11 protein-coding genes are annotated in these 12,159 nt (G+C 40.4%); 10 read left to right on the top strand and 1 reads right to left on the bottom strand.

From position 1 onward, the window contains the following. Positions 1 to 112: 112 nt before the first annotated feature. The 4 genes from pta to rpmF all read left to right on the top strand — a co-directional run bounded on the left by pta (position 113) and on the right by rpmF (position 3,190). Entirely contained in the window at positions 113 to 1,111 is a 999-nt protein-coding gene (pta, locus tag IJE10_01700; GenBank protein ID MBQ2966820.1) for a phosphate acetyltransferase, read from the top strand. A 22-nt stretch (positions 1,112 to 1,133) separates the two neighbouring features. Further along, entirely contained in the window at positions 1,134 to 2,321 is a 1,188-nt protein-coding gene (locus IJE10_01695) for an acetate kinase (GenBank protein ID MBQ2966819.1), read from the top strand. A gap of 151 nt (positions 2,322 to 2,472) precedes the next feature. Next, complete coding sequence (locus tag IJE10_01690) at positions 2,473 to 2,973, top strand: DUF177 domain-containing protein (protein ID MBQ2966818.1); 501 nt, start codon at positions 2,473 to 2,475, stop codon at positions 2,971 to 2,973. 37 nt (positions 2,974 to 3,010) lie between these two features. Continuing rightward, positions 3,011 to 3,190: a 50S ribosomal protein L32 gene (rpmF, locus tag IJE10_01685; GenBank protein MBQ2966817.1), complete on the top strand. Its 180-nt coding sequence runs from the start codon at positions 3,011 to 3,013 to the stop codon at positions 3,188 to 3,190. 51 nt (positions 3,191 to 3,241) lie between these two features. On the opposite strand, the gene IJE10_01680 is transcribed toward rpmF, so the two are convergent. Continuing rightward, positions 3,242 to 4,045, bottom strand: coding sequence for a helix-turn-helix transcriptional regulator (locus IJE10_01680; protein MBQ2966816.1), 804 nt, complete (start codon positions 4,043 to 4,045; stop codon positions 3,242 to 3,244). A 153-nt stretch (positions 4,046 to 4,198) separates the two neighbouring features. Here IJE10_01680 and IJE10_01675 point away from each other — a divergent pair, with 153 nt between their 5' ends. From IJE10_01675 to IJE10_01650, 6 genes are all read left to right on the top strand, one after another. Next, entirely contained in the window at positions 4,199 to 4,954 is a 756-nt protein-coding gene (locus tag IJE10_01675) for a hypothetical protein (protein MBQ2966815.1), read from the top strand. Then, positions 4,951 to 6,819: an FAD-dependent oxidoreductase gene (locus IJE10_01670; GenBank protein MBQ2966814.1), complete on the top strand. Its 1,869-nt coding sequence runs from the start codon at positions 4,951 to 4,953 to the stop codon at positions 6,817 to 6,819. Before IJE10_01675 ends, IJE10_01670 begins: the two co-directional genes overlap by 4 nt. Before the next feature lie 153 nt (positions 6,820 to 6,972). After that, entirely contained in the window at positions 6,973 to 7,872 is a 900-nt protein-coding gene (locus tag IJE10_01665; GenBank protein MBQ2966813.1) for an amidohydrolase family protein, read from the top strand. An 84-nt stretch (positions 7,873 to 7,956) separates the two neighbouring features. Further along, entirely contained in the window at positions 7,957 to 8,370 is a 414-nt protein-coding gene (locus tag IJE10_01660) for an EamA family transporter (GenBank protein MBQ2966812.1), read from the top strand. A gap of 82 nt (positions 8,371 to 8,452) precedes the next feature. Beyond that, on the top strand, positions 8,453 to 9,598 hold the full coding sequence (locus tag IJE10_01655) for a hypothetical protein (protein MBQ2966811.1): 1,146 nt from the start codon (positions 8,453 to 8,455) through the stop codon (positions 9,596 to 9,598). A gap of 161 nt (positions 9,599 to 9,759) precedes the next feature. Continuing rightward, on the top strand, positions 9,760 to 11,805 hold the full coding sequence (locus IJE10_01650) for a type I restriction enzyme HsdR N-terminal domain-containing protein (protein MBQ2966810.1): 2,046 nt from the start codon (positions 9,760 to 9,762) through the stop codon (positions 11,803 to 11,805). Positions 11,806 to 12,159 lie beyond the last annotated feature (354 nt).

Here is a 12,159-nt window from a genome sequence, read left to right as displayed (position 1 = left end):
ATCACCTCTTTTTTTCATTATAACACAAAAAAATGAAAAAAGCTATTGAAAAATTTCTAAAAAAGGTTTATAATGGTAAAGATAAGAGTGAAATTTTAAGGAGGAAGTACAAATGAGTGCATTTTTGGACAGAATTAAGGAAAGAGCAAAGGCGGATAAGAAAACCATCGTTCTTCCCGAATCTATGGACAGAAGAACTTTTGAAGCGGCAGAAACCGTTTTGAAAGAAGATCTGGCAAACATTATCATTATCGGTACACCCGAAGAGGTAGAGGCAAACAGCAAGGGTCTTGACATTTCCAAGGCAACCATCATTGACCCCTACACCTACGAGAAAACCGAGGAATATTTAAACCTTTTTGTGGAACTCAGAAAAGCAAAGGGGTTAACCTATGAAGAAGCAAAGAAAACCGCTCTTGGCGATTACATGTATTATGCATGCCTGATGGTTAAAGCAGGCGACGCAGACGGTGTTGTATCCGGTGCGTGCCATTCTACTGCAAACACCCTGCGTCCGAGCTTGCAGATTATTAAAACAAAGCCCGGTGTAAAATTGGTTTCCGCATTCTTCGTAATGGTTGTTCCGAACTGCGAATACGGCGAAAAGGGTACTTTCATTTTTGCAGACAGCGGTTTAGAGCAGAACCCCGATCCGGAAAAGCTTGCAGCCATTGCAGCTTGCTCTGCAGAATCCTTTGAGCTTTTGGTTGAAAAAGAAGCAAAGGTTGCTATGATTTCGCACTCTACCATGGGCAGTGCAAAGCATGCCGATGTAGATAAGGTTGTGGAAGCAACAAGAATTTGTAAAGAGGCACATCCTGAACTGAAGGTAGACGGTGAATTGCAGGTTGACGCGGCTATCGATATGGAAATTGGTAAGTCCAAGGCTCCAAACAGCTCTGTTGCAGGTCAGGCGAACGTATTGGTATTCCCGGACTTAGATGCAGGCAACAGCGGTTACAAACTGGTTCAGCGTCTTGCAAAAGCAGAAGCTTACGGCCCTGTAACTCAGGGTATCGCAATGCCCATTAACGATCTGTCGAGAGGTTGCAGTGCAGACGATATCGTAGGCGTTGTAGCCATCACCTGTGTACAGGCTCAGAATCAATAATTCAATAAAAGGAGAAAATGAAATGAAAATTTTAGTTATCAATGCCGGTAGCTCCTCGCTGAAATATCAGTTGATTGATATGGACAGTAACGAAGTTATGGCAAAAGGTCTTTGTGAAAGAATTGGTATCGACGGTATTTTGAACCACAGTGTAAACGGTGAAAAATTGCAGTTTAACATTGATATGCCCAACCACGCGAAAGCAATTTCTGCAGTTTTGGAAGCACTCCTCAGCAAAGAACACGGTGTGATTTCCGATATGAGCGAAATTTCTGCCGTAGGTCACCGTGTGGTACACGGCGGTGAAAAGTTCAGTGGCTCTGTTGTAATCAATGCAGACGTTAAAGCAGCATTGGAAGAATGCATCGACCTTGCACCCCTTCATAACCCTGCAAACCTCACCGGTATCGCAGCTTGTGAAGAAGCAATGCCCGGCGTTCCGCAGGTAGCTGTATTTGATACTGCATTCCATCAGACCATGCCTGCTGAATCCTATCTCTATGCACTTCCTTATGAATACTATGAAAAGTATAAAATCAGAAGATACGGCTTCCACGGTACTTCTCACAAATATGTTGCAGGCAGAGCAGCAGCTATGCTCGGCAAAGACATTAAAGATTTGAAGATTGTAACCTGCCACTTGGGTAACGGTTCTTCCATTACCGCAGTAGATGGCGGTAAGAGCATGGACACCACCATGGGCTTTACACCTCTTGCAGGCTTGCTTATGGGTACCCGTTGCGGTGACATCGACCCGGCTGTTGTAACCTTCTTGCAGGAAAAAGAAGGCTTGTCTGCATCCGAAATTGATGCCATCATGAATAAAAAGTCCGGTATCTTGGGTCTTTCCGGCGTTTCCAGCGACTTCAGAGACGTTGAAGCTTCCGCAAAGGAAGGCAACAAGGTTGCTGAAATCGGTCTTAACATGTTTGATTATCAGGTTAAGAAATACATCGGCTCTTATGCAGCAGCTATGGGCGGTGTAGATGCCATTGTTTTCACCGCAGGTGTTGGCGAAAACAACAAGGTAATGCGTGCAAACGTAGCAAAAGGTCTTGCGTTCATGGGCGTTAAGATTGACGACGAAAAGAATGCAATCCGCGGCGAAGAAATTGATATTTCTGCGGAAGGTGCTTCCGTTCGCGTTCTGGTTATCCCCACCAACGAAGAACTCGCAATCGCAATGGAAACCAAAGCTTTGGTTGGCTAATTAAATAAAAACAAAAAAGCGACTTTTTAAAGTCGCTTTTTTGCCGAAAGGGAATCAGGTAAAAAAGTTTGAAAATTTGAAAAAAATGCTTGACAAATGCGCAAAAACTTTGTATAATAAATAGTACTGTATGGAATTTAGGGGGTAAACTATGCTTATTTCCGTGGCGGAACTTTTAAAGCACGATAACAGTGAAGAAAAGCTTTCGGTAAATCTGGACTTAAGTGCGTTTTCCTTTGCACCCACATCGGTTCGTTTTGAAAAGCCCATTAAAGTGGTTGGCAAAATGAAGCATGCAGGCGGTGTAATCATGCTGGAGGCTGAGGCTGAAGGTGAGTATGCCTGTGTATGCGACAGATGCGGAGCAGACACTACCCATTCCATAAAGTTTTCGGTTTCGGAAAACTATGTCCGTGCGGCAACCGTGCTTTCTGAAGATGAAGAGGCGGTTCGCTTTGAAGGATATGAAATCGACCTTGCACAAACGGTTGGTGAGTTTGCGTTCGGCGCACTTCCCACAAAGCATTTGTGTAAAGAAGATTGCAAGGGTCTTTGTTCAGTGTGCGGTAAAAACTTAAATATGGAAAGCTGTACCTGCAAAGACGATGAATGGGATCCGAGATTTGAAGCATTAAGAGGATTATTTGACTAATTTAAGTCTTAGTCATTTACTATAAGGAGGTGTGAACATGGCAGTTCCAAAGAGAAAGGTATCTAAAGCAAGACGTGATAAGAGAAGAGCAAACTGGAAATTATCCATTCCCGGAATGGTTAAATGCCCCCAGTGCGGTGAATTCAAACTTGGACACAGAGTATGCCCTGCTTGCGGTTTCTATAAGGGTAAGGAAGTTGTTAAGGTTGAAGCGTAAATCATCACAAATATTTGCATAAAAAAAAGACCTCGTGAGGTCTTTTTTTATTTAGATTAAATTCATGTTTGAAATGTGGCTCGGGGTTGTGCCCGTTACCTTTTTAAAGGCATCGTAAAATCCGCTGATGCTGTCAAATCCGCACTCAAGCGCGATGTCTACCGTCTTTAAGTTTGTGGTCTGTAACAAAATAATTGCAAGAGAAATACGTCTGGACATCACATATTTTTTAAAGGAAACACCGTTTACCTTTGCAAACCAGCGGGAAAAAGAACTTTCGGTAAGACCTGCTCGTTTTGCAAGGCTTGTAAGGCTTAATTTTTCGGTGATGTTGGCGTCAATATAGTCTAAAATATCAAGCAAAGCGCCGTTGATATCAATTTGCGTATCGGGCGTAAAGCTTGTCTGCCGTTCCAGGCGAATGAAAAATTCCGTGAGCATAGCAGATGCCATTTCGAAGCGTAACGGGTGATTGCCCTGAAGCTCTAAGTAGATTTCTTTTAAAAAAGGCGCAAGCGGTTGGTTTTTCATTACACCGTGGTGTTCCTTTACGCAGTTTAACAAAAACAGAAAATGATGCAGATTGGTAAAGGCAGAGCGGTCAAAGCAGAAGGTAGCAAGGGAAAAGCCGTCCTTGCCGAACGAAATGAAACGTCGCCTCTGACTGCTGTTTAAAAAGATAATATCGCCTTGTTCTACCGTAAAGGAGCGGTCATTGATATTCCACACGGCACTTCCGTGCAGAACCAGACAGATTCTGAAATTGGTAAAGGAAAACGTTTCTCGGTTTGCCGGAGAAGAGCTGTTCTTCTGAATGGTTACCATAGAAAAGTTCCGTTCGTTTATTCGAATCATTGTTATCACCCATATTTATCTTAGCATGAAATTATACAAAATTCAAGCTTTTTGCAAAAAAACGGAATTTTATGATAAGAAATGCGTTGAATTATGCCCAAAAACATGATATTCTTGTAACAGATAGAAAATTTTCGGAAACGGAGTGACTTTTTGGTGCAGTATGAAGTTATCGTGCTTGGTGCAACCTTTACGGCGGCAGGTATTGCTGAGAAATACGGTAAAAAATGTCTGATCGTGGAAAGAAGTACCGAGGCAGGCTATGAATTTTTTGGTGCATTGCATTTCGGGCAGGATTACGAGCAAAAGCCCGTAACTGAAGAAGCAAAGAAGCTTTTGGACGTGTTTGCAAAAAAGAAGGCATTTGAGGGGCAACGTGTTTGCTTATATGACTGCGCTCCGTCGCTTTACAAGCTGTTAGAAGGCAAAAATGTGCTGTTAAACACAGAAATTATTTCGGTGGAAAAAGCCGCAGAAAACGAATTTTTGTGCACTGTACATGGCGTTAAAGGCTATCGTACCTTTAAGGCAAAGCGTGTGGTGGATACCCGTGTACATGCTTTTATGTATTCTGAAAAAACCTTCAATTTCTCTGTCGATACGAAAGACGGATTCTGCAAAATGCCCGGTATGCTTTGCGAAAAGTGGGGCTTTGAACGGAATGCGGTGTTGCGTATCCCGATGGAGAAAGAAGCAAGCTATAGTGAGGCGCGGAAAAAGGTATATGAGGCGGTAAAACATTTGCCGGACGGTGCAAAGCTTCTTTGCGTGGCAAATGTGTTTGATTATGCGATAGATTCAGATTACTCTGTGCCTGAGGACGGCGTAGTGTATCTACCCTCTAAGGCGTATAAAAATCCCGTACTTGCCTTTGATGCAGGCGTGCTTTTCGGAGGTGACGCAAAATGAAAATTTTTGAAATAAAAAACGGCGTAGTAACAGCTACAGACGTTGAGAAGGTCACCTTTGAAAAACATGTGGATGTGCTGGTAAGCGGATTGGGAACTGCGGGGTCACTTGCGGCATTGTATGCGGCAGAAAACGGCTTGTCGGTTTTGGGCGTTGAAAGCTATAACTGCATTGGCGGAACCAATACAATAGGTGGTATTTCCTGGCATTATTTCGGTTATCCCGGCGGTCGGCACATGGATACTGACGAAAAAGTCAATGACTTTAACGAGCAGTTCGGATGTGTACATACTGAAAGCCGTAAGCTGGTTGTGGAAGCAGAGCTTTTGGATAAGGGTGTAGAGATTTTATACGAAGCAAGCATTTGTGGTGTATATAAAGAGAAGGACACAGTTGTGGGCGTTAAGGTGTTTACGGCTGATGGCTTTATAAATATCGGATGCAAGGTTTTAATGGACTGCACAGGGGATGCGGTAACCGCACATATGGCAGGCTGTGAGAGCGAATACGGCAGAACCTGGGACGGTCAGGCACAGCCTTACAGCATGGTTTCTCTGATGTATGATGAAACCCGTTACCGGTTTACAAACATTGATTTCGGTCGTGTAGACCAGCGGGACGACGAAGCCCTTTCGGAGGCCTATATTTTCTCAAGAGCCTTAGAAATGTCGGAAGAAAGAAAGGATATGCGTTTTGTGGCACACATGCCTTTAATCGGTGTGCGTGAGGGCAGACGTATTCTTTCGGAAGAACAGATAACGGTTGTGGATTTGTTTTCAGATAAACAAACGAAAACACCTGTTTATTATGCATATGCGGATTTGGATAAGCATGGCTGGGACATTGCGTTTGACGGAGATGCCCTTTGCGATTGGGCAGTGGGTGCAAACCTCGGTGCGTATAACGTAACGGTGCCCATTTCCTTTAAAACGATTATTCCGAAAGGCGTAAACGGCTTGCTTGTGCCTTGCCGTGCCTTGGGTGTGGACAGAGACATTGCAAGCTGTGTGCGAATGCTTCCCGATATGAAAAAGCTTGCGGAAGTGGCGGCGGACATGGCATTTTTAGCCATTCGTGAAAACTGTGCTTTAAAAGAAATTCCTTATGAAGAACTGCGTGACAGACTGATAAAGAGCGGATGCTTAAATCATGCGGATAACCGCGGTGTTCGTGTAGACGGTGCGAAAGATGCAAACGGCGACAAGTTGCCTGTAATAGATGTTACATTTGTAACAGAGCCTGAAAAATTAGAGGCAACACTTGCAACCGATAAGCCGGGCGAAGCCATTTGGGCGGCAAAACAGATGGGTGAAAAAGCAGTGCCGATTTTGAAAAAATTACTGGAATCGGAAGATGAGAACACAAGAAAACATGCGTCTTTTGCACTGGCAAGCATTGGAGATGCTTCCTGTTTGCCGATTTTAAGAGATATGGTATCCATGCGTGATGACACCATGCTTAAAGATTGCCGGAAGAACAATAACCAGCGCGGTTACATGGCGATTTACTGGCTGGGCAGACTCGGAGATGCCGAAATTGTTGATACACTCATTCAGATGATTTGCGATGAAAACGAAATTAAAAATCCTGTTTACCACAGCGATAAATTGACCACGCGGTATGCAATTTCTGCTTTTAACGGCGTGTATTTCCAGTTTATCACAAATGCCGTTGCGGCACTTTTACGTATCGGAAACGCAAACGAAAATCTGCGTTCTAAAATCGAAGAGGCGTTTAAAACCGCTTTTTCGGATGACAGCTATTACAAAAGAATCACCACCCGCCCGAAAAAGAGCAGTGAGGGCAATATGGTGCAGTGCATCAGAAACATTGCATTTTCTGCAATCGAAAATTGGAATAAATAACACAAACACCGCAAAAGATTCTTTGCGGTGTTTATTTTTGGAGTTGCAATTCATTTGTGTGTGTGGTAGAATTAATATATACACGTTCACTTGAAAAAGAGGACGATGAATTTCAGGCTTGTGAAATTATACAATACCGGGAGGGTTGCAGAAATGACGGTAAAAAAAATAGATATGCATGTGCATGCACATTTTGCAGGCGGACCTGAGCGGTTACGGGGCGGCACCTGGCCCACCCCTGAAGAATTGCGGCCTGCTTATGATGCGCTGGGTATTGAAAAGGGTGTAGAAATGGCAAGATGCGCGCCCGAGCGTATGCACGACCCGATAACATCAAGAGATGCCAGAGCACTCTCTGCGCAGTATCCCGAAACTTTAGGCTGGTGGTTTTGTGCATTAGACCCCAGAATGGCAACCAATTCCCCTGAGGATAACCTTTCTTATTACCTTGACTATTTTAAAGAACAAGGGGCAAAAGGGGTAGGCGAGCTTCAGGCAAATATGTACATAGATGACCCTAAGGTTCTCAATCTTTTTTCGCATATCGAAAAGTCGGGACTTCCTGTTACCATTCATTTCGGAAAGATGGGGGAAGGGTGCGGTGTTGCAGACGATATAGGACTTCCGCGACTGGAAAAGGTTTTGGAAGCGTTCCCGAAACTAAAAATTCTGGCACATGCCATGACCTTCTGGTCCGAAATTTCTGCAGATGTTACGGAAGACACCAGAAACAGATTTCCAACGGGTAAAATCACAAAAGAGGGAAGAGTGTCAGCACTTTTAAGAAAGTATCCGGGGCTTTTGTGTGATATCTCTGCCAAAAGCGGACTGAATGCCTTTTTAAGGGATAAAGAATTTGCCTATAAATTTATAGAGGAGTTTAACGAAAGAATTTTCTTTGCCACCGATATCAGCTCGCCGACTACCTTAAACGGCACTGCGAAAGAAATGTGTGCGTTTTTGGACGATGCTTATGCAAACGGCAATATTAGTCTTACCGCATACAAAAATATTTGCAGAGAAAACGCCTTAAGACTACTCAACGCGGACTGATTTTTGGCTTTAATAACATGAGCATACAAATGGTTAGAATCAATGGATAATGAAAGAAATGAAAAAAGAGAAGAGGTAATCGTTATGTGGTTTGTATTCGCTTTGCTGTCTGCAATATTTGCAGCACTCACTTCGATACTGGCTAAAATCGGTATAGAAGGCGTTAATTCAAATTTGGCAACTGCAATAAGAACAGTTGTTGTTGTAATTATGTCTTGGGGAATGGTGTTTCTCACAAATGCACAGGGCGGAATAATGGATATAGGCAAAAAGAGTTGGTGGTTTCTTATTCTGTCAGGATTGGCAACGGGTGCCTCATGGCTATGCTATTATAAAGCACTGCAAATGGGTGAAGCATCCAAGGTTGTTCCTGTTGATAAACTGAGTGTTGTAATTACTTTGGTTTTAGCTTTTGTTTTCTTGCATGAGCAATTTACAATGAAATCGTTGATAGGTTGCATCCTTATTGGAATTGGAACTATAGTAATGGTTCTTTAAATTTCAATTTATCTATTTTTTTGCTTAACTTTACACGAACTATAAGGGTATAATTGTATAAATTAATAAAGGAGATGTAAATATGATTTGCTTTAACGATATGTTATCCTTTGGGAATTTTTTGAACGATACTTTAAAAATTGAAAAAAACTTTTCTCTTACTCACAAATTTGAACAAACAACAGGATGTCTTGTGTATAATGCTACATGCTCATATACCGGGGAAATTGCACCCAAAATCCAGTTTGCTCTGACAGCAGATGGACAGGATACCCCATTTTATGAATCGCATTTATACAGGATCGGTAAAAAATCAGAATTTACCCGTCAGTTATGGCGTGTACCGCCGATTTTCTTAAGAAATATGAAGCTTACTGTTAACATTCAGATTCCTGAAGGAACAGTATTATATATGAAAGATTTTATAACAACAAATGATGTGGACTCAAAGGACTGGGTATGCGGAATAAGACACAATGCACATCTTGGCTTCTATGGACTTTGCCCCAATAACACACTCCCTGCATTTGAGCTTGCAGCAGAGTGCCACTTTCAAACCTGCATTGTAGTGCCAAAGGTTACTCTTGACGGTGTTTTGGTTTGTATACACGATGATACCATTAATAAAACTGCAAGGGATTCAGAAGGTAATCCTCCAACTGACCAAATATACGTATGGGATAAAACCTATGAGGAGCTTTCAAATTGGGAATATGGCTCATACAAAAATGAAATATTCAAAGGTGCAAAAATGCCACTGCTTTCAGAATTCTTTGATCTATGTGTAAGAACAGGTATGAAGCCAATGTTCAGTACACATCCGGGACTTACAGCAGAGCAGTGGAATGAGGTCAGGGATATGCTTGAAAAACGTGGACTATTGAAGAGCTTTCATATCAAAAGCTTCGGTATAGATATTCTTGAAACTGCTTATAGTGTGTTTGGAACAGAAATTGACGGATACACCTATGATGTGGGTAAATGGGATGATTCAAAAATTGATTTAATGAAAAATCTTAATATAAATACTGATTTGTGTCGTGTGGGCATTGAATATAAGTTTGGTGAGTATACACAGGAAATCGCAACAAAAATCAAAGACGCAGGCTTTTTTGCTTCTGCTTGGGCGATAGGGCGACGTGATTACGACGAATATGAACGCCTTATCTCCTGGGGTGTAAATGAATTTACAGAAGATTTCCATTGCTCGATGGGATTGAATTATTGATTATTGTGTAACATGTTGACTGGTTGTATGATATTTTTTGATTCTGTCTTGACATGAACTATCACTAAGAAACATTGGCATCTAAATTATACGGTCTTGAGCAGGAATTATTAGATGGATAAAAAATAATCAAATGTTACTTTGAGAAAGAAGGTGGACGAATGAAGAATATGAATAGTGTTTTCGTTATAAAGGATTTACAAGCAAATGAAGATATAGAAAACTTTATTTGTGATATGGACGGAAAAGCATACTTTGATGCTACACATATAACTAATGATAATTCGGATATTTGTCTTGAAGATTATTTTGATGTATCTCCTTTGATTACAGTAATTAAGGATGTAACAGTGTTAATTTGTCAAGAAACAACAAAAGACAAATGTGTTGTTGTGGGATGTATGAAAAATGCTGAGGTGCTAAGAAAACATGTTAACTATGATTGGCTTAATTGTAGGAAGCAAATAATATGCGATGCTACTGATGCTTATATTGTTCCAAAGAATAAAAGAAATAGGTTTTATAGTTTAAAGGATTACACCTTTGATGCCAGCAACGATGTGTATAACTATATTAGAGAGATATGTAGTGAGGAAAACTGTGTAAGCTTTGACGCATCTGCGTTAGATAAAAAACTTGCAAACGCGAAGACTTTTGAAGAATTGCAAGAAGTATCAACATCTTTTGATGAGAATTTTCAGCATAAAAGAGCACTTGCAATATGGGAAAAAGAATACAAGAAAAATCCAAATAATATTGATACAATTCTTATGCTTGCAGATTCTTATATGGACAGCTATAAGACAAAAGAGGCAGTGCATTTGTATTTAAGAGTATTTGAGAGTATAAAAGAAGATGATTTTTATTTATCAAAACTAGCTATTTGTTATTTCATAGACGGCTATCATATGGAAATGAAAAACATATTGGAATTGATAAAGGATAGACATTTTCTCGAAGACTGGATGTATGATTATGATTATTTAATGCAGTCCGCACCATTGATTATAAACGGAGATGAGGTAGCTGGAAACAAATTCGTGAAACATAAAATTGATTTAGGATTTACTACTATGCCATTACCTGAAGTTGTAAAGTATAGTGGCGGAAAAAAATATTATGATCCGATAAGAAAAAAGGGGATACCCGTTACACCTGAAGAAACAATAAGACAGCAAGTTTTGCGATATTTGTTAGATGTGTGTCATATTCCAGAAAAAAATATTGCTAGTGAGGACTCGATGGCTCATTATGAAAAAAACGCAACCATAAGAGCTGATATTACAGTAAGAAATGGCAATGACACATTACTCATTATCGAATGTAAGGCTCCGCAAATTACTATAGAAGGAGAGCCTGTCAGACAACTGTTTGGATACAACAACATAATGAAAAGTAAATTCTTATGTGTTACTAACGGAAAAGATTCATTTGTGTTTCAAAGAAATAATGAAGGAAAATATGATGCAATTCTATCTATACCTGAGTTTAAGGTAATGTTAGATGGAGAGCTTCCTGTTGCTAATTTTAGTGTAATCGAGCTGAAACGACCAAGTATAAAAGAAATTAATTCGAAAAAATTAATTGAGCAATACAGAAATGATGGAATGTATTTAGGTGTAAATACAAAAAATGATGTCGCACCGCATATACTTAATTTACTTTGGACTTTTTTTGATACGGAAAATAAAGTTGAAAATATAAGTGGATATGGTATAAAGATAAAACGAGATAATGGTCTTGTGGATACTAAAGTAACGAATGCATCCGGTGGTAGCTTTCCAGGAACATATAGACAGTTCCTTGTTGAAGATACAGAGGGAAAAGAACTTCTTGTCTATTATGCAGTATTAGGTACATGGGCAAAAAGTGAAAAAAGTGGTGGTTATACATCATTAATCTGTGGAATTAACAGGGCGAATCTTCCCATTGCAAGGTTAGAGATGAGGCTTGATGTTTGTATAAAAGAAGAAACTGAACATATCAGAATTTTTCACAATGGTGTTCGCTCTCAAAAGAAAACACAGGATACCATTGATTATGTCGATTCTGTATGCGGTGAATTGATAGAAAATAATATAGTGCAACTTGGAGTGTTTAAGAGGGACAGATTGCTATATTGTTCGGACGAAGAGGTTCAGGATTTTATATTGAGATTGACAGCATACTTAATTATCCGTGATGATATGTCAAAGAAAAAGTTATAGTTCAGAATAAGTGATTTTGTTTTGAACAACTTGAATTGACCATATGCGACCTGCGACCGCAACTAAATTCGCTAAAATAAGTTGCATCTAAACCTTATGTGTCGCAATTGCGTTGCATAGCAACGCAGCTAAATTCGCTATCGCGAGCTAAATTGAACAAGTTCAGCTAAATTGCCTATGGCAGCTAAATGTGCTTCGCACGCTTAAAGCGAATTTAATTTAGCTACTCCAAAGGAGTAATTTAGCTATGGAGTAAGATGAAATAATTTAGCTTTGCAACTTGTTGCAAAATTTAGCTAAAACAAGTTGCATCTAAACCTTATGACTCGCAATGCTAAAAATATTGGCATTTAA

The organism is Clostridia bacterium, assembly GCA_017410375.1.
In the GTDB taxonomy this organism is placed as follows: domain Bacteria; phylum Bacillota; class Clostridia; order RGIG6154; family RGIG6154; genus RGIG6154.
The sequence above is the reverse complement of the archived record's forward strand: the minus strand, read 5'-3'. Positions and strand labels throughout refer to the sequence as shown.

Coding starts and splice junctions, on each gene's coding strand:
- IJE10_01695 (MBQ2966819.1), top strand. CDS start 1,134: ATGAAAATTTTAGTTATCAATGCCGGTAGCTCCTCGCTGAAATATCAG.
- pta (MBQ2966820.1), top strand. CDS start 113: ATGAGTGCATTTTTGGACAGAATTAAGGAAAGAGCAAAGGCGGATAAG.
- IJE10_01665 (MBQ2966813.1), top strand. CDS start 6,973: ATGACGGTAAAAAAAATAGATATGCATGTGCATGCACATTTTGCAGGC.
- IJE10_01690 (MBQ2966818.1), top strand. CDS start 2,473: ATGCTTATTTCCGTGGCGGAACTTTTAAAGCACGATAACAGTGAAGAA.
- IJE10_01670 (MBQ2966814.1), top strand. CDS start 4,951: ATGAAAATTTTTGAAATAAAAAACGGCGTAGTAACAGCTACAGACGTT.
- IJE10_01655 (MBQ2966811.1), top strand. CDS start 8,453: ATGATTTGCTTTAACGATATGTTATCCTTTGGGAATTTTTTGAACGAT.
- IJE10_01680 (MBQ2966816.1), bottom strand. CDS start 4,045: ATGATTCGAATAAACGAACGGAACTTTTCTATGGTAACCATTCAGAAG.
- IJE10_01650 (MBQ2966810.1), top strand. CDS start 9,760: ATGAAGAATATGAATAGTGTTTTCGTTATAAAGGATTTACAAGCAAAT.
- rpmF (MBQ2966817.1), top strand. CDS start 3,011: ATGGCAGTTCCAAAGAGAAAGGTATCTAAAGCAAGACGTGATAAGAGA.
- IJE10_01660 (MBQ2966812.1), top strand. CDS start 7,957: ATGTGGTTTGTATTCGCTTTGCTGTCTGCAATATTTGCAGCACTCACT.